17 protein-coding genes and 2 pseudogenes are annotated in these 17,601 nt (G+C 65.9%); 7 read left to right on the top strand and 12 right to left on the bottom strand.

Annotated features, from left to right (window positions below):
* Positions 1-41 precede the first annotated feature (41 nt).
* Entirely contained in the window at positions 42-1,280 is a 1,239-nt protein-coding gene (locus QZM67_RS01175; protein WP_301800323.1) for a multidrug effflux MFS transporter, read from the bottom strand.
* Positions 1,281-1,382: 102 nt separating this feature from the next.
* Here QZM67_RS01175 and QZM67_RS01170 point away from each other — a divergent pair, with 102 nt between their 5' ends.
* The 5 genes from QZM67_RS01170 to QZM67_RS01150 all read left to right on the top strand — a co-directional run bounded on the left by QZM67_RS01170 (position 1,383) and on the right by QZM67_RS01150 (position 8,381).
* Positions 1,383-2,870, top strand: a complete 1,488-nt coding sequence (locus QZM67_RS01170) for a PLP-dependent aminotransferase family protein (protein WP_301800322.1) — start codon at positions 1,383-1,385, stop codon at positions 2,868-2,870.
* 218 nt (positions 2,871-3,088) lie between these two features.
* Positions 3,089-4,189, top strand: coding sequence for an ABC transporter substrate-binding protein (locus QZM67_RS01165; RefSeq protein WP_205823102.1), 1,101 nt, complete (start codon positions 3,089-3,091; stop codon positions 4,187-4,189).
* 100 nt (positions 4,190-4,289) lie between these two features.
* Positions 4,290-6,062 carry an iron ABC transporter permease gene (locus QZM67_RS01160; protein ID WP_301800321.1) on the top strand — a complete coding sequence of 591 codons (1,773 nt, stop codon included), beginning with the start codon at positions 4,290-4,292 and terminating at the stop codon, positions 6,060-6,062.
* Positions 6,055-7,122, top strand: a complete 1,068-nt coding sequence (locus QZM67_RS01155; RefSeq protein WP_043183528.1) for an ABC transporter ATP-binding protein — start codon at positions 6,055-6,057, stop codon at positions 7,120-7,122. Before QZM67_RS01160 ends, QZM67_RS01155 begins: the two co-directional genes overlap by 8 nt.
* 167 nt (positions 7,123-7,289) lie before the next feature.
* Positions 7,290-8,381, top strand: coding sequence for a porin (locus tag QZM67_RS01150; protein WP_301800320.1), 1,092 nt, complete (start codon positions 7,290-7,292; stop codon positions 8,379-8,381).
* A 179-nt stretch (positions 8,382-8,560) separates the two neighbouring features.
* Here the strand turns inward: QZM67_RS01150 and QZM67_RS01145 are convergent, their stop codons facing one another.
* Together QZM67_RS01145 and QZM67_RS01140 are read right to left on the bottom strand one after the other, a co-directional pair.
* The gene (locus QZM67_RS01145; protein ID WP_301800319.1) at positions 8,561-9,526 is read right to left on the bottom strand and encodes a zinc-binding alcohol dehydrogenase family protein; all 966 of its coding nucleotides are present in this window, start codon (positions 9,524-9,526) and stop codon (positions 8,561-8,563) included.
* A gap of 46 nt (positions 9,527-9,572) precedes the next feature.
* Positions 9,573-9,824, bottom strand: a complete 252-nt coding sequence (locus QZM67_RS01140; RefSeq protein WP_301800318.1) for a hypothetical protein — start codon at positions 9,822-9,824, stop codon at positions 9,573-9,575.
* 95 nt (positions 9,825-9,919) lie between these two features.
* Between QZM67_RS01140 and QZM67_RS01135 the strand changes: the two genes are divergently transcribed.
* Entirely contained in the window at positions 9,920-10,729 is an 810-nt protein-coding gene (locus QZM67_RS01135) for a helix-turn-helix domain-containing protein (protein WP_301800317.1), read from the top strand.
* Positions 10,730-10,841: 112 nt separating this feature from the next.
* Here the strand turns inward: QZM67_RS01135 and QZM67_RS01130 are convergent, their stop codons facing one another.
* The 3 genes and pseudogenes from QZM67_RS01130 to QZM67_RS01120 form a co-directional block, all read right to left on the bottom strand.
* The gene (locus QZM67_RS01130; RefSeq protein WP_301800316.1) at positions 10,842-11,531 is read right to left on the bottom strand and encodes a DUF3304 domain-containing protein; all 690 of its coding nucleotides are present in this window, start codon (positions 11,529-11,531) and stop codon (positions 10,842-10,844) included.
* A 119-nt stretch (positions 11,532-11,650) separates the two neighbouring features.
* A pseudogene (locus QZM67_RS01125) lies at positions 11,651-12,598 on the bottom strand (DUF6396 domain-containing protein); the annotation flags it as partial.
* Positions 12,599-12,669: 71 nt separating this feature from the next.
* A complete protein-coding gene (locus tag QZM67_RS01120; RefSeq protein ID WP_301800315.1) occupies positions 12,670-12,828 on the bottom strand; it encodes a hypothetical protein in 159 nt (52 codons plus the stop codon).
* 307 nt (positions 12,829-13,135) lie between these two features.
* Here QZM67_RS01120 and QZM67_RS01115 point away from each other — a divergent pair.
* Positions 13,136-13,459, top strand: a pseudogene (locus tag QZM67_RS01115) (helix-turn-helix domain-containing protein); the annotation flags it as partial.
* Between the two features lie 49 nt (positions 13,460-13,508).
* Here the strand turns inward: QZM67_RS01115 and QZM67_RS01110 are convergent.
* The 6 genes from QZM67_RS01110 to hpaD form a co-directional block, all read right to left on the bottom strand.
* Positions 13,509-14,084, bottom strand: coding sequence for a PIN domain-containing protein (locus tag QZM67_RS01110; protein ID WP_301800314.1), 576 nt, complete (start codon positions 14,082-14,084; stop codon positions 13,509-13,511).
* On the bottom strand, positions 14,081-14,548 hold the full coding sequence (locus QZM67_RS01105) for a helix-turn-helix domain-containing protein (RefSeq protein ID WP_089453109.1): 468 nt from the start codon (positions 14,546-14,548) through the stop codon (positions 14,081-14,083). Before QZM67_RS01105 ends, QZM67_RS01110 begins: the two co-directional genes overlap by 4 nt.
* A 113-nt stretch (positions 14,549-14,661) precedes the next feature.
* On the bottom strand, positions 14,662-15,468 hold the full coding sequence (gene hpaI, locus QZM67_RS01100; RefSeq protein WP_301800313.1) for a 4-hydroxy-2-oxoheptanedioate aldolase: 807 nt from the start codon (positions 15,466-15,468) through the stop codon (positions 14,662-14,664).
* A gap of 12 nt (positions 15,469-15,480) precedes the next feature.
* Positions 15,481-16,284 carry a 2-oxo-hept-4-ene-1,7-dioate hydratase gene (gene hpaH, locus QZM67_RS01095; protein WP_301800312.1) on the bottom strand — a complete coding sequence of 268 codons (804 nt, stop codon included), beginning with the start codon at positions 16,282-16,284 and terminating at the stop codon, positions 15,481-15,483.
* Positions 16,285-16,304: 20 nt separating this feature from the next.
* Positions 16,305-16,697, bottom strand: coding sequence for a 5-carboxymethyl-2-hydroxymuconate Delta-isomerase (locus QZM67_RS01090; protein ID WP_301800311.1), 393 nt, complete (start codon positions 16,695-16,697; stop codon positions 16,305-16,307).
* A gap of 33 nt (positions 16,698-16,730) precedes the next feature.
* Positions 16,731-17,579: a 3,4-dihydroxyphenylacetate 2,3-dioxygenase gene (hpaD, locus tag QZM67_RS01085; protein ID WP_089453112.1), complete on the bottom strand. Its 849-nt coding sequence runs from the start codon at positions 17,577-17,579 to the stop codon at positions 16,731-16,733.
* Positions 17,580-17,601: the final 22 nt, after the last annotated feature.

Here is a 17,601-nt window from a genome sequence, read left to right as displayed (position 1 = left end):
ACCGGCGCAAGCGCGCGTCGGACGGGCCGGCCGACCAACGCTCAGCGTTCGGGGGCGGGCCGGTTCCGTGTCGCGAAGCGTGACCCGTCGCCTGCGCGCCGCCGCTCGCGCAGGCCGACCGCCACGACCAGGAACGCGACGCTCGCGCCGACCGTCACGACGATCATCGGGCGCGCGGTGCCGTCCGACAGCCACGCCAGCACCCCGCCGCACGCGGCCGTGATCGCCATCTGGATAAAGAAGAACAGCCCGGACGCCGTCCCGGCGATCGTCGTGTATGGCTGCATCACCGCGAACTGGCAGGCCGGGATTGCGATCCCGACCGCAATCATCACGAAGAACATCGGGACGACGAGCGCCGCCACCGCCGTCGGCGCGATCGCGCCGCCGATCCACAACGCGACGGCGCCGGCCAGATTGACGCCCGCCGCCGCCGCGATGACCGAATCGGCCTTCCAGCGGGTGCCGGTCCGCGCGAACACGTTCGAACCGATCAGGTAGCCGAGCACGGTCAGGCCGAAGATCGCGGCATACACCGGGCCCGATACGCCGCGTTGCCGCTGGAACAGCGTCGACGATTCCGCGATGAACGGATAGTACGTGCAGTACGCGAAACTGATGGCGAGCGAGTAGCGCAGGAAACGGCGATCGCACAGCAGGCTCGCGTACGTCCGCAGGAGCCCCGCGCCCAGCGCCGGCCGCATGTCGCTTTCGCGGGTCTCCGGCAGGTAGCGCAGCACCATCGCCGTCGCGACCACCCCGCCCGCCGCCAGCCATCCGAACACGCCGCGCCACCCGAGCCACTCGGCAACCGCACTGCCGGCCAGCGGCGCAATCACCGGCGACAGCGCCATGCCGGCCGAGATCCGCCCCAGCATCGTGGCCTGCATCGCGGTCGGGAAGCGCTCGCGCACGATCACGCGGCCGATCACCGTTCCGCTGCAGCCGCCCAACGCCTGGAAGATGCGCGCGGCAACGATCGCCGTGATGCTGGTCGACCACGCGCAGGCGACGCTCGCGACCACGTAAAGGCACAGGCCGCCGAGCAGGACGGGACGGCGGCCGTAACGGTCGGACAACGGCCCCGACACCAGCATCGACAGCGCATAGCCGACCATGTAGAGGGTCAGCGTGAGCTGCAACTGGGCGTCGGTGCCGTGCAGCGCGTCCGCCATCGCCGGCAACGACGGCAGGTACGCATCGATCGTGACCCGCGGCAGGCACACGACGAGCATCAACAGGAACAGCCAGCCCCACTGGGGTAATGAACGCGTTTTCATGCGGTGAGCCCGTCTCCGGTCGGATTGATGTGGTCAACAGCAATCTAAGGTCAAAGTGATATAAGCTGAAGGGCCATTAAATCCGACACTGACTAGACCACTATGGCGCGAGGCAAAGCCGCGATTCCGCTCGATCTGCCGTGCCCTGCCGGGCTGTCCACGGGCGGTCCGCAGTCGAAGCAGGAGTGCATTGCCGACACGCTGCGCGACGCGATCCTGAAACGCCTGCTGCCCGGCGACAGCCCGCTACCGTCCAGCCGCACCCTCGCCGCACGCTGGGGTGTCGCCCGGGGAACCGTCGAAGCGGCATACGACCGGCTGTGCGCCGAGGGCTACATCGCCCGCACGCAAGGGGCGGGGTCGCGGGTCTGCGCGGTGGTGCCGGACAGCTATTTGCGCGCGGCCGCGCAGTCGCGCGACAACAACCTTCCCCCTTCCGACCCGCGCCCCGCGCCGCCGCGCGCGACCGACGCCGCCGTGCCGGAACAAGGCGTGCGTCCGGGCGTCCCGTTCGTCGCGCGGCTGGCCGATCCCGGCCTGCTGCCGATGCAGCAATGGAAGAAGGCGCTCGGGGCCAGCCTGCTTGCCGCGACGGCGAACGACCTCGGCGCGACGCCGGCGCAAGGCGTCGAGGGCCTGCGCCATGAAATTGCTGCGTACCTGCGGGAATACCGCGGCATCCCGTGCGACGCGGCCGACATCTTCATCACGACCGGCATCCGCCATTCGATCGATCTCGTCGCGCGCACGCTGCTCGCGCCGGGCTCGACGGTGCTGATGGAGGATCCCGGCTATGTGTCGGCGTGGCAGATTTTCACGATCGCGGGCGCGACCGTGATCGACGTGCCGGTCGATCGGGAAGGCATCGACACGGGGGCGCTCGATCGGCATCCCGGCGCGCGTGCGGCCTACGTGACACCCGCCCATCAGGCGCCGCTCGGCGTCACGATGTCGGTGTCGCGCCGGCTCGAACTGCTCGACTGGGCGCAGCGCAACCGCGCGTGGATCATCGAAGACGACTACGACGGCGAATTCAGCTACCAGACCGCCCCGCTGCCCGCGCTGAAATCGCTCGACGCGTGCGATCGCGTGATCTACTGCGGCTCGTTCAACAAGACGTTGTTCTCGGGGCTGCGCATCGGCTTCATGGTCGTGCCGGCGGAACTGCGGCCGGCGCTGTCGGCCGTGTGGCATGCGACCGCGCGCTCGGTCGGCGCGGCGCCGCAGCTGGCGCTGGCCCGCTTCATCGCGCACGGCGATTTTGCGAAACACCTGCGCGCCGCACGGCACGCGTACCGCCAGCGGCGCGACATCGTGCTCGACCAGTTGGCGAAACACGCCGCCGGGCGATATACGGTGTCCGGCGAACACGCGGGCTTTCATTTCGTGCTGTGGCTGCCGCCCGGGTTGGACGACGCAACGTACGTCGCGCAGGCCCAGGCGGCCGGCGTCGAATTGCAGCCGATCGGCGGATTCTGTCGAAGCGCCCGGTGCGACGCGGGCGTCGTCGTCGGGTACGCCGCACTGACGGCCGCGCACGCGCGGCATGGCGGCCGGATCCTCGGCAAGCTTCTCGCGCAACCCGCGTAGCCGCCCTCGCCATCGTTGCCGCGCCCGCCGGCAACCCGCCCCCCTCCGTTGCCAGATCGTGCCGCGCGCCGCGAAACGCGCGGCCGCCGCCGCTTCGACCTCGGGAAATCCATGACACAAAGAACACGATTGTGAACCGAAATGAAAGCAGGCTGAAAGTGCGCCGCAATTAACATCCGCTCCACTCGAACAACACCTAGACGTAACTGGAGGAAGACATGCCGTTTGCACCGAAGCACCTCGCCGCCGCGCTGGCGGTCGTTCTGGGCACTGCCGCCGGCAGCGCCGCCGCGCAGGTTCCGGCCGGGTATCCGGGGAATTATCAGGGCGTGATCGACGCCGCGAAGAAGGAAGGCAAGCTGATCGTCTACTCGACGACCGACACGGGCCTCGTGCGTCCGCTGATCAAGGACTTCGAGAGCCTGTACGGCGTAAAGGTCGAATACAACGACATGAACAGCACCGAGCTGTACAACCGCTACATCAGCGAGAACGCAGCGAGCAGCACCAGCGCCGACGTGTTGTGGAGCTCGGCGATGGACCTGCAGGTCAAGCTCGTCAACGACGGCCTGATGGCCCCGTACGACTCGCCCGAAAGCGCGAACGTGCCGCAGTGGGCGCAGTACCAGAAGCTGGCGTACGGCACGACGTTCGAGCCGCTCGCGATCGTCTACAACAAGCGCCTGATTCCCGAGAACGAAGTGCCGAAGACGCGCGCCGACCTGATCAAGCTGCTGACCACGCAGGCCGACAAGTTCAAGGGCAAGGTCACGACCTACGACATCGAGAAATCGGGCGTCGGCTTCAACTACCTGACGCAGGACGCGCACGTGAACGAGAAGGTCACGTGGGAACTCGTGAAGGCGATCGGCGCGACCGGCCCGAAGCTGCAGTCGAGCACGGGCGCGATGATGGAGCGGATCTCGTCGGGCGAGAACCTGATCGGCTACAACATCATCGGTTCGTATGCCTATGCGAAGGCGAAGAAGGACAAGTCGATCGGCTACGTGTTTCCGAAGGACTACACGCAGGTCGTGAGCCGTCTCGCCACGATCTCGAAGAAGGCGAAGAACCCGAACGCCGCGAAGCTGTGGGTCGACTACCTGCTGTCCAAGCGCGGCCAGACGCTGATCGCGAACCAGGCGAACCTGTACGCGATCCGTACGGACGTGACCGGCGAAACGTCGGCCGCGAGCCTCACGAAGGAACTCGGCGATTCGCTGAAGCCGATCCAGATCGGCACCGGCCTGCTCGTCTATCTCGACCAGTCGAAGCGTCTCGCTTTCCTGAAGCAATGGCAGCAGGCGATCAAGCGCTGATCCGCTGACTGCCGGCCGCCCGCCGCACACGGCGCGGGCGGCCCCTTCCCCTTACCGACTTCCTTGAGGCGGCCATCCGGATGGCCGCAGGGGCGAACTCATGCTTTCAACCAGCACCCGCGGAACGGCACCGGCCGTGCCGCCCACCACCGGCCCGCGCGACGCGATTCCCGCGCTGCCGGCCAACGGCCTGCAGCCGCTCGCCGGCATACTGCGCTGGATCGTCGTCGCGGTACTGACCGTCGCGGTCGCGCTGCCGCTCGGCTTCATCCTGTTCCAGAGCCTGCTGTCCGCGCCGTTCTTCGACGCAAACAAGACGCTCGGCATCGAAGGCTTCCGCTTCATCTTCAGCGATCCCGACTTCTGGTCGGCCGTGAAGAACTCGTTCATCATCGCCGGCGGGATGCTGTTCATCTCGATCCCGCTCGGCGGCATTCTCGCGTTCCTGATGGTGCGCACCGACCTGCCCGGCCGCCGCTGGCTCGAACCGCTGCTGCTCACGCCGGTGTTCGTGTCGCCGATGGTGCTCGCGTTCGGCTACGTGGTCGCGGCCGGCCCGGTCGGCTTCTACTCCGTGTGGTTCAAGGAACTGTTCGGGATGCAGAACGTGCCCTGGAACGTGTACTCGATCTTCGCGATCACGGTGATCGTCGGCCTCACGCACGTGCCGCACGTGTACCTGTACTCGTCGGCCGCGCTGCGCAACCTCGGCTCGGATGTCGAGGAAGCCGCGCGCGTGACGGGCGCCCGCCCGTTCCGCGTCGCGCTCGACGTCAGCCTGCCGATGACGATGCCCGCGCTGCTGTTCGCCGGCGTGCTCGTGTTCTTCCTCGGCTTCGAAGTGTTCGGGCTGCCGCTCGTGCTCGGCGATCCGGAAGGCCACCTCGTGCTCGCGACCTACCTGTACAAGCTGACCAACAAGCTCGGCGTGCCGTCGTATCACCTGATGGCCGCGGTCGCCGTGTGCATCGTCGCGATCACGTTCCCGCTCGTGCTGCTGCAGCGCCGGCTGCTGAAAACCGCCAACCGATTCGTCACCGTCAAGGGCAAGGCCGGCCGCGCGACGGTGCTGCCGCTCGGCGTATGGCGCTGGGTCGCGCTCGCGATCGTCGCGCTGTGGCTGATGCTGACCGTGATCGTGCCGATCTCGGGCATCGTGCTGCGCGCGTTCGTGACCAACTGGGGCGAAGGCGTCGCGCTCGGCGAAGTGCTGACGCTGTCGAACTTCACCGAGCTGTTCGAGCAGGACAACCTGGTGCGCGCGATCGTCAACACGCTCGGCATCGGCGTGATCGGCGGCGCACTCGCGATCGGCTTCTACTCGCTCGTCGCGTTCGCCGGCCACCGCCGCCCCGACTGGGCGACCAAGCTGCTCGACTATCTCGTGCTGCTGCCGCGCGCGGTGCCGGGCCTGCTCGCCGGCCTCGCGTTCCTGTGGATCTTCCTGTTCGTGCCCGGCCTGCGCGAGCTGAAGAACTCGATGTGGAGCATCTGGATCGCGTACACGGTCGTGTGGCTCGCGTACGGGATGCGGCTCATCCAGAGCGCGCTGCTGCAGGTCGGCCCCGAGCTCGAGGAAGCCGGCCGCAGCGTCGGCGCGACGCGCAGCCGCGTGTCGCTCGACGTGACGCTGCCGCTCGTGCGTTTCGGCCTGCTCGCCGCGTGGCTCCTGATCTTCATGATCTTCGAGCGCGAATACTCGACGGCCGTCTACCTGCTGTCGCCCGGCACCGAAGTGATCGGCGCGCTGCTCGTGTCGCTGTGGGCGACCGGCGCCGTCGACCAGGTCGCCGCGCTCTCTGTCATCAACATTGCGATGGTCGGCGCCGGTCTCGGCGTGGCCCTGCGTTTCGGAGTGAAACTTCATGGATAAGCTCATCGTCGACGACCTGCACCTCAGCTACGGCGCCAACCCGATCCTCAAGGGCGTGTCGTTCGAACTGAAGGCCGGCGAAGTCGTGTGCCTGCTCGGCGCGTCGGGCAGCGGCAAGACCACGCTGCTGCGCGCGGTGGCGGGCCTCGAACAGCCGTCCGACGGGCGTATCCAGCTCGACGACCGCGTGTTCTTCGACGGCGCGCAGCGCGTCGACCTGCCCGTCGAGCAGCGCTCGCTCGGCCTCGTGTTCCAGTCGTACGCGCTGTGGCCGCACCGCACCGTCGCCGACAACGTCGGCTACGGGCTGAAGCTGCGCCGCGTCGCGCCGGCCGAACAGAAGCGCCGCGTGCAGACCGCGCTCGACCAGCTCGGCCTCGGCCATCTCGCGGCACGCTTTCCGCATCAGTTGTCGGGCGGTCAGCAGCAGCGCGTCGCGATTGCGCGTGCGCTCGTCTACAACCCGCCGGTGATCCTGCTCGACGAGCCGCTGTCGAACCTCGACGCGAAGCTGCGTGAAGAAGCGCGTGCGTGGCTGCGCGAGCTGATCGTGTCGCTCGGGCTGTCGGCCCTGTGCGTGACGCACGACCAGACCGAGGCGATGGCGATGTCCGACCGCATCCTGCTGCTGCGCAACGGCCGCATCGAGCAGGAAGGCACGCCGGCCGAGTTGTACGGCGCACCGCGCTCGCTGTACACGGCCGAGTTCATGGGCAGCAACAACCGGATCGATGCGCGCGTCGCGGCGATCGATGGTGAATGCGTGACGCTCGCGGGCGACGGCTGGGAAATCCGCGCACTTGCACGCGACACGCTCGCGCCGGGCCAGGACGCGCAGGCCGTGATCCGCCTCGAACGCGTGCAGGTCGCCGATGGCCCGGGCGCGAATCGGCTGCAGGCCGACCTCGTCACGTCGATGTATCTCGGCGACCGCTGGGAATACCTGTTCCATTGCGGCGACATGCGCCTGCGCGCGTTCGGCCACATGCCGCGCGCAGCGGGCAAGCACTGGATCGAATTCCCGACCAACGACTGCTGGGCGTTCGCGAAAGCGGGCTGACCCACGCGGCGGCCCGCTCGCCGCCGCACATGCACGCCGCGCGCATCCCGCCATCCGATGAAACGCGGGTCCGGCGGACGCCTCCCCCGCGTCCGCCGCGGCGTGCCGCGCGCCGCATTCGCTTCACCCCGTTTCACCCACTCACAAGAACCAAGGAGACACCGTCAATGAAGTCACGCGCAGAACGCTCTCTTCGCGCCGCCGTCCTGACCGGCTCGGCCGCCGTCGCCGGCCTCGCGGCAGGCGCCGCACAGGCACAGTCGTCGGTCACGATGTACGGGATCATGGATGCCGGCATCGAGTTCGCCAACCACGCGGCGCCGCAAGGCGGCAATTCGTACAAGCTCAAGTCCGGCAACAAGAACACGTCGCGTTGGGGCCTGCGCGGCGTCGAGGATCTCGGCGGCGGGCTGAAGGCCGTGTTCCGTCTCGAAAGCGGGATCGATCTCGCAAACGGCGCGTCCGACGACGGCCCCGACTCGATCTTCGGGCGCCGCGCAACCGTCGGCCTGAAAGGCAAGTGGGGCGAGATCTCGCTCGGCCGCAATTTCACCGTCACCTACGACTACATGCTGCCGTTCGACCCGATGGGGTATGCGCAGAACTACTCGTGGGCGACGTCGTCGATGGCCACCGGCGGCCGCAAGGACGGCATGTTCACGCGCTCGTCGAACGCGGTACGCTACGACGGCGAATTCAGCGGCTTCAAGTTCGGCGCGATGTACGGCTTCGGCAACGTGCCGGGCAGCGTGAAGACCAGCTCGAAGTACGACGCGGCGATCGGCTACGAGGGCGGCCCGTTCGCGGCAGTGGTCGCGTTCGACCGTCAGAATGGCGCGTCCGACAGCGTGACGCCGGCCGATCCGGTCAACTACATCCAGGGGATTCATGCCGGCCTGAGCTACGACTTCGGCAACCTGAAGACGATGGCGGGCTATCGGAACTACAAGCGTGCGTATCGCACGAGCGCCGCGAACCAGCTGAGCGACATGTATTGGCTCGGCGGCTCGTACCAGTTCACGCCGACGTTCTCGCTGATCGGCGCCGTGTATCACCAGAACATCAAGGGCGGCACGGACGCCGATCCGACGCTCGTGTCGATGCGCGCGCAGTACGCACTGTCGAAGCGCACGGTGCTGTACGCGGCCGGTGCGTTTGCGATCGGGCAGCACGGGCAGAAGGTCGGCGTATCGCGCGATGTCAACGGCTACGGCACCACGCAGGTTGGCGTGACGGCGGGGATTCAGCAGCGGTTCTGAGCCTGACGGCGGGTGACGGCGCGCGTGTTTCGCACCGCGTCGGCCGCCCGCTCGCGACGGGCCACCCTACCCGTGGTTGTTGCACGAAGCGGCTCGCCAGCCCCATCGGCATCCTGAAGAGATCGCGTACGCCAACGGCGCCCGCCGTGCGTGCGGCCAGGCCGCGCGCCGCCGCTTCGTCATCTGCCGTCGCCCATCGTGAACACCGGTCGCACCAAGCTGTTCGTGTCGCCCCAATGGGCACCGACGTCCGCCAGCGGCACGGCCCGCGTCTCGATTGCCAGGCCCGCCGGGCCGGCCGCGTCGAATACGCCGCGCACCGAGGCCAGCAGGCGCGGCAGCGACACGCTGCCGAGGCCGCTGCCCATCAGCTCGATGGCCGTCGCCCGCAGCACCGCGCCCGGCAACAGCACGTCCTCGCCGCCGATCGAACCGATCTGCACGAAACGCAGCCGGCGGCCGTCGGGCGTCGCCTTCGCGGCAGCGACCAGCAATGCCTGCGCGCTGCTCCCCCACAAATAGTCGAGCACGACGTCCACGCCTGCGCGGAAATGCGGCTCGAGCGCGCGCGCCAGATGCGCGTCGTCCTGCTGCAGCGGCACGACGGCATCCGCGCCCGCGCTCAGCAATGCCTGCAGCGCAACCGCGTTGCGGCCGGTCGCGATCACCTTCGCGGCGCCGAGATGCTTCGCGATCCGCACCGCCAGCCGCCCCGATGCGCCCGTCGCACCATTGACGAGCACCGTCTCGCCCGCGACGAGCCCCGCGCGTGCAGTCAGCGCGGCCCACGACGACATCCCGGGAATTGCGATCGCCGCGGCCGTGACGTCGTCGAGCCCGTCGGGCAACGGCACGCACCGCGTCTCGGACGCGATCGTGCGCTCGGCCATCGCGCCGAACGGTGCGGGTGCGCCGAAGAAATAGACGCGCTGCCCGTCGTCGAGGCGGCCGACACCGTCGACGCCGACCACGAACGGATAGCGTCCGTCCGACGAGTAATGCGTGCCGGACGCACGCGCCTGCGCGATCCGGCTCAGCGCGGACGCCGTCACGTCGATCAGGCGGTGGCCAGGCATTGCACGCGGTGCTTCGAATTCCATATGGACGGGACGCTCGCCAGCGCCCGTCACGACTGCTGCTTTCATGGTGACTCCTTGAATCGGGGTTCTTGATCGGCGGTTCCGGTGCGCGTCATCGCGCATCGAGCCACGCGCGCAGCGCCGGATTGCGTACTTCCAGCACGTCGAACAGGCCGAGTGCGCGCAACGCGGGCAACGCGTCGATCGTGTCGGCTTCCGCACGCGCCCGGTCGGCGGGTGCGGCGTTCGGGTCGGTCAGCACCCGCGCGTTGACCAGGAACGCGCCGACGGTGCCCTTGCGGATCGTCGTTCCGCCGGTCTCTATCCGGTCGGCATGGTCGGGGAGAAGGTGGTCGGCTTGCATCGTGTCGTACTCCGGTTGTTGGCGATGGATGCAGTGTAGGCATGCGAATCCGGCCGGTCTCCGGTATAACGGCCATTTGATACCGATATCCGGCCATGTCCGATCCGCTCCTGCCTGCCCGATTCGTCGCGTCCGACGACGGCCCGTTCGTGGTCGCCGCCGTGCTGTCGCAACGCGACCCGCGCGTGACGCCACCCCACTCGCATGCGCGCGGCCAGCTCGTCGGCGCGCTGAGCGGGCTGCTGACGATCGGTCTCGATGATCAGGACTGGGTCGTGCCGGCGATCCACGCGATCTGGATTCCGCCGCATTGCCGGCATTCGTTGCGCTCGTTCGGGCCGATTTCCGGCTGGTCGGCGTTCGTCGCCGAAGCACGCTGCGCGGCACTGCCGGATACCCCGCGGGCGATCCGCACGACGCCGCTGCTGCGCGAAGCCGTGCAGCGTGCGGCGAGCTGGGATGATGCGGAGCTGGATGCGGCGCAGACGCGGATCGCCGACGTGATCCTCGATGAAATCGCGTCGTCGGAAGTCGAAGCGCTGGGGCTGGTGCGGCCGCAGGATCCGCGGCTCATCAGGATCACCGATGCGCTCGCCGCGGATCTCGCCGACAACCGGCGGCTGGAGGAATGGGCCGAATGGGCCGGCATCAGCGCGCGGACGATGAGCCGCCGCTTCGTCGCGGAGACGGGGCTGACGTTCGCTCAGTGGCGTCAGCAGGCCAGGCTGCTGCGGGCGCTGGAGAGAATCGCCGACGGCGCGCCGGTGACGACGATCGCGCTCGATCTCGGGTACGACAATGTGAGCGCGTTCATCGACATGTTCCGACGGGCGTTGGGGGCGACGCCGGGGCGGTATATGGCGCTTACGAGGCGTGACACCAGGAATGGCGGAAGTCAGTCATAGCCCATGCAGCCCATCTTCGGATCAACGGCTTTGGCCCGCTCCTCGCTCCACATCTGCTTCGCTCCGCCAGTACGACCGGCCTCCGGCATGCACTTCCGCTATTGGATCAGGCTCATTTGCCCGCCTCGTGATTCAACGCCTTCTCCACCTTTTCTTGCAGTTGCCGATCGTATGCCTCGGCCGCTTTGTCGCGCTCGCGCAGCGCCTGCATCTGCGCGTTCGCCGTGGCGTCGAGCACGCCCTGAACGACATACGGATCGTTGCTGGCCGGCTTGTCCAACGAACTGCCGTCGTCGACGCGAACGCGAATCCGGTCGTCCTCGAGGAACTGCACCACGAAGTTGTACTGCGTGGGTCCATACGGCGGCACTTTTGCCACGGCTTCGAGCCATTGGTCGCCGCTACGGTCGTCGGCGTCGTATGGGTGCGAGTCACGCTCCCAACGCACGTGCACCGTCATGCCTTCGCGCCACTTCTCCGGCACATAGACGCAGCACGATTCGGAGCCACCACCACTCGGTTCCCCGGTCTTGCCAACCGGTGCGATGTTCGGACCTCCGCCGCTTCGACCTTCGGAATCCGTGATGGAGAAACCTCCAACCCCATACGATGCGTAATTCAATCCGCTGACCGACGCCGGATTCTCGACCGCGCTGGCGGCAGGCACCACCGGTGCGATCGCGCCTGCCTGCGACGCCTCCTGATGGCAGCCGGCCACCAGCGCGCCTAACGTGAGCGCAGCCAGAAGTCGCACCGGCATGGCTGCTGGTCGCGCACTGCGGCGCACCGGAACGTTTTTCATTGAGCAAATCAACTTGCTTCCTCGAACTGCTTGCTGACCGGCATTGACCCGATGAGACTCGTCGCGCGTTCGAAACCTCATCGTGTGCGCGGCGTCGCTCTTGGTCGCCTCGTCGGCTAAGTGACCGCCTTCGCGGTATTGATCAGCGTTTGTATATCGCCGTTCCATTTGGGGAGCGGCGCTGGCGGCAAAGGCAATATCTTGTCCAGGTTGGGAAGCTTCAATCGCCCATCGTAAAGTTTCAAGACATCGACGACTTTGCCATAGCGTCGAGCACGTGCCTTGTCGATATGGCCGACCAGGTTGGTGCCATTGTCGAGGTCCATCCCGTCGAATTCCGCAGCAAGGCTATCGGCACATTTGGCGCTTCCCAGCTTGACGCCTTCATGCAAGACGTTCAGTGCACGGCGTTTTGCCTCGAGCGTATTGGGACGGGCGTAGATCAAACCCAGTTTCTCCGCCGCATCGCCATACCCCTGCGCCAGCGCACACTCGAGCATCCTGGTTCCTACCGTCTGGTTGGCCCAAAATCCTTCGCCGGGATTGTCGTAAGACGCGGCCAGCTTGTAGCCAAGGAAAGCCATCGCGGCCGGACTCCCCAGATCGGCGGCTCGCTGGAAAAATGCGTACGCCCTGCTGGCACCGCCGCCCTTGACCACCCCGTCGAGGTGATATACGCCCATCCGGTCGTATGCATCGGGAATATCGAGCCTCATGGCCTTCTCGACCCACTGAATCGCCGCTTCGGGATCGTGTACCGGTACACCGGAACGATTGCTCAAAATCAGCGACGCCAGGTTCAGCATCGCCTTCCAGTGGTTTCTTCCAGCCGCCTGTAGATAGAGCTGATACACCTTGGCATAGTCGAGGTTGTCGGCGGGTACGGCCGGATCGTCCAAGGTCAACGCTTGCTGAAACCACATGTCCGCCTGTGGATCAACCGGAGGCACGCGTTGTGCCTCAACTACGCAGGTGAAGTCCTTTCGATGTGGATCGAAGAGCGGCAGTTTTTCGTCGCGAGGGAGATCAGACGTAGCAGTGGTCCACGGATGATCGACGGAAGTCAGGGCGCCTGCATGCGCCGTGGTGACAAGCAGTAAAGTGGCGACGGAGAAGCGCAATGCATCAATCAAAAAATTCATGCGCGGCCCGACCCGTCAGTGCCACCGATACCGCCACCATTTGACGCGTAGGTCGAACCGTTCGGCATCGTGGCCGACAGGCGGTCGACGAACAGCAACACAAACCCGGGCATTGGTTGCGTATCTGCATGTTGGATGTCTTGATTCTTGCTCATCCGTCGATTCCTGCGCCTGAATGTATCTGGCATATCTTTCGGACGGCCACTGTATTAAATAGCATCGCCATGAGGCAATTCAAATGCTCGGTTACTCAGATTCACCGCAGGGATATCAGCCACTTCAGATGCACTTACGCCCTATCGATGGTCACGCTTCGCTGACTCAGCGTTGCAATGGCGGCCGTCACGAGCACACTCTTTTTCATTGGCATGAGATGGGTTCTCCAGCGCGATTCTAACCGTCCTCAGATCAGTGCAGCATTGAGGTTGGCAAGGCCTCGCACGATCCGGGGCGCCGTGGCGCATGCGGCCGCAGAACCAACGGCCCATGAAGATCGCCAACGCGCTGGCCACGAACCTCGTGGACAGCCGGTAGCTGGAGGGATGGGCCGACATCAGCCCACGGACGACGTATCGCCGCTTCGTCACCGAGTCGGGGCTGACGTTCGCGCAGTCGCGACGGCAGGCCAGGCTGCTGCGGGCGCTGGAAAGGATTGCCGATGGCGCGCCGATGACGACGATCGCGCTCGATCTCGGGTACGACAATGCGAGCGCGTTCATCGACATGATCCGGCGGGCGTTGGGGGAGGTATATGGAAGGTGGGCGGAGCGTCGAAGCGCGGCATAGCAAACGGATCGCGCAGAATCATTGAACCAGCGCGCCGCACGACACCCACTCAAAGAATTGCCCGATAGGCTTCGAGTGCTTTGCAGGTCTGAACCATGCCTTGACGTTGCAGGATCTCCAGATATCGATCTACGGTCACTGGCGGATACTTGAGCGTTTCTCGTTGCCGCCGCGCAGCCGCAACGACCGCCGCAGGTTCAAGATCGAAAAGATTGTCGACGAACTCGTCGGGGTGCTGAGCCTCGACGCCGTACGGCGACAGCCCTTCATCCGGGAAATCCTTCTGATTGAACGTCACGATCACGCTGGCGTTGCAACGGATTGCAGCCGCGAGTACGTGCCGATCATCGGCATCAGGCAGCGTAAGCCCATCGATCAGCGATTCATATCCGGTCACCACAGCATCGGGTATTGCCCGATCCATCAGACACGACGTCCGATCAAGCTGCTCGGCGCTCAAGTCGGGGCGGTTGCGCAAGAGGTTACGCTTCCACTCGTTGCGAATATGCGCGCTCCAGCGAGCCCGGAAGCATCCACTCAACGCCAGCCGCATCAGAAAATCGCGAAGCGGCGCGGGATAAAGCACACAGGCATCGTAGACGGCCGTGAATGGCGAACTCGTCATTCGTAGCCCATCCGCCACTCCTGAGCCTGCCTGCTCAACTCGTCCATTGCATCGGCACTCGCCTGATCGCGCGCTGCCTTGTAATGCATCAGATCGGAAAAACGCACACGACGATGCTTACCCGTCCGGTGATACGGCAGCGCATTCGATTCAAGCAGCTTGATCAAGTGCGGGCGAGAAACATTGAGCAAATCCGCCGCTTCCTGAGTCGTCAATTCCGCGTGAACCGGTACGACCTTGACCGCGTTGCCATCGGCCAGCTCCGCGAGAATATCGACCAACAGCCGAAGCGCGGACGTCGGGAGCTCAACCTGATGCGCTCGATTCTCGTCATCAAAGATCTGAATGCGCTGTGTATCGGTTCGCGTTGCGAGATACGCCGCCAGCGTGCGCTGCCCTTCGACAGCCGCCTGCATCTCGCGCTCGACGGGCAAGATCATGTCGGGTGTCGGGGTATGGGGCATCGCGCTCTCCAATCGAGGGTTTCAGAGTCGCACCAGTCTATTCGAAATAAACGAAAATCGCAATAATCGAAATTTGATGAAGCCCTTATTATTTCGACGACACCCCGCGTGGCTCAATACGTCCCGTCCCCCTTCTTCACGGCCTCGCCGCCCTTCCCCTTGAACTGCGCAGCCAACCGCTCCGCACTCCTCGCCAGCAGTGTCGTATCGACACCCACTGCGACGAACAGCGCCCCCGCTTCCAGATAACGCCGCGCGGCCGCCTCATCCGCGCTCAGGATCCCCGGCGCCTTGCCTGCCGCCTTGATCGTCCGGATTGCGACGTCGATTGCCGCCTGCACATCCGGATGCCCGGGATTGCCGAGATGCCCAAGGTCCGCGGCCAGATCCGCCGGCCCGATGAACACGCCGTCCACACCTTCGACCCGCGCGATCGCATCGATCGCATCAAGCCCCGCCCGCGTCTCGACCTGCACGAGCACGGCCATCTCGTCATTCGCGCGATGCAGGTAATCGCCGACACGATTCCACCGCGACGCACGCGCCAGCGCGCTGCCGACACCACGAATCCCATGCGGCGGATAACGCGTCGCCGCCACCGCCGCGCGCGCCTCATCCGCGCTCTGCACCATCGGCACGAGCAACGTCTGCGCGCCGAGATCGAGCACCTGCTTGACGATCACCGGGTCGTTCCACGGCACGCGCACGACCGGATGCGACGGATACGGCGCGATCGCCTGCAGTTGCGCGAGGATCGTCGGCACCGTGTTCGGCGCATGCTCGCCATCGATCAGCAACCAGTCGAAACCGGCGCCCGCAACCACCTCGGCGCTGTACGGATTCGCGAGCCCGAGCCACAGCCCGATTTGCGCATCGCCGCGCGCGAGCGCGGCCTTGAAGACATTCGAAGGCATCTGCATCGTTCGCTCACCTCATTCGAAGTAGCACTGGATCGTCCCGAGCGGACCGTAGTCGACGCTGAACGTGTCGCCCTGCCGCGCCGCGCACGGCCGCGTGAACGAGCCGCCAAGCACGATCTGCCCCGGCTCCAGCGCAACGTCGAAGCGCGCGAGCCGGTTCGCGAGCCACGCAACGCCGTTCGCCGGATGGTTCAGCACGCCGGCCGCGACGCCCGTTTCCTCGACCACGCCGTTGCGCGACATGATCGCCGCAACCCAGCGAAGGTCGACGTCCTGCGGCTTCACGGGCCGCCCGCCGATCACGACGCCCGCGTTCGCCGCGTTGTCGGCGATCGTGTCGAACACCTTGCGCGGACGCTTCGTGTCGGGGTCGATCGACTGGCTGCGCGCGTCGATGATCTCGAGCGCGGGCACGACGTAGTCGACCGCGTCGTACACGTCGAAGATCGTGCAGTCGGGGCCCGTCAGCCGCTTGCCGAGCACGAACGCGAGTTCGACCTCGACGCGCGGCACGATGAAGCGGCCAGTGGGAATCGTGCCGCCGTCGGCGAAGAACATGTCGTCGAGCAGCGCGCCGTAGTCGGGCTCGTCGATCTGCGACGTATTCTGCATCGCCTTCGACGTGAGGCCGATCTTGTGCCCCTTCAGCGTGCGGCCTTCCGCGAGCTTGAGGGCCACCCACGCGCGCTGGATCGCATACGCGTCGTCGATCGTGATGTCGGGATGGTCGAGCGAGATCTGGCGGATCTGCTTGCGTTCGCGCTCGGCGTCGTGCAGACGCTGCGCGAGCTGGTCGATGATGGCGGGTTCGAGCATGGTCGGATCGGGAATGGGGTTCAGCCGGCCCGCTTGTAGCGGGCATGGATGTTGTTGTGCTTGTACGAGCCGCTTTCGCTGAACTCGGTCAGTTCCATCGACAGCGCGAGGTAGCGTTTCGCGTACAGCGCCGCGAAATGCGCGTTGACCGCGTCGAACAGCGCGTCGCACGCGGCCTTCTTCTGCGCGTCGGTGCGGCCCGAGCCGATCTTCAGCGTCACGTGGACGAATGCGTCGTCCTCCGTGCCGTCGGCGACGCAGTAGTCGTGCAGTTCGATCGCGCGCGAGCGGATGCCGCCCGTCGGGAACACGCCGCCCTGCGCGATCAGCGTTTCGTTGATCGTGCGCAGCAGCGTGGGAATACGCGCGTCGTCGCGGATGTTCGCGGTGTATTCGACGACGATATGGGGCATGGCGAGTCTCCTGTCGAATGCGTGGCGTAGTGATCAGGACAACGGAAAGATCGCATTGATCTGCCCGGTACCCGAACTCGCGAAATAGTCGGTGACGATCTCGACGGGTTTATCGTAGCGATCCCAGCCGAGCAAGCCGAGCAGCATCGCGGTGTCGTGCATCCCGCCTTCGCCGTGACAATGCGTGTTGTACTCGGGCAGCATCGCGCAGAAGGTCTTGAAATCGCCCTGCTTCCACAGCTCGACCACGCGCAGGTCGACCTGCCGGAAGAATTCGCGGCTGATCTGGTGGATCGATTCCTCGGGGCTGCCGTTGTCGTTGAAGCGATGCGACAGCGACCCGCTCGCGAGGAACGCGACGTTCGAATCGCTCTTCTCGATCGCTTCGAGCAGCGCCTCGCCGAAGCGCCGGCTTTCGTCGAGCTGATGCCACATGCACCAGCCGGCGATCGACACGACCTTGAAGTGCTGGTCGGCGTTCATGTAGCGCATCGGCACGAGCGTGCCGTATTCGAGTTCGAGGCTGTCGATCTCGTGCGCACGCGTTGCGATCCCGCGCTCGCTGGCCGTCTCGGCGATCAACTGGCCGAGCGCCGGGTTGCCCGGATACGCGTACTGCATGTCGCGGATGAAATGCGGCAGCTCGTTGCTCGTGTACGTGCCCGAGAACTGCGCATTGCAGTTCACGTGATAGCCGGCGTTGACGAGCCAGTGCACGTCCGACACGACGATCGTGTCGACGCCGAGCGCGCGGCAGCGCTCGCCGATCAGTTGATGGCCGCGGATCGCCGCTTCGCGGCAGCCGTGATGCCTGCCGGGCAATTCCGACAGGTACATCGACGGCACGTGCGTGATCTTCGCGGCGAGGGACAGTTTGCCCATCGTTCAAGTCTCCGTATGGTTC

Origin of the sequence: Burkholderia sp. AU45251 (genome assembly GCF_030482905.1) — a bacterium.
Lineage (GTDB): Bacteria > Pseudomonadota > Gammaproteobacteria > Burkholderiales > Burkholderiaceae > Burkholderia > Burkholderia aenigmatica.
Note: the sequence above shows the minus strand (reverse complement) of the source record. Positions and strands in the feature narration are given on the sequence as shown.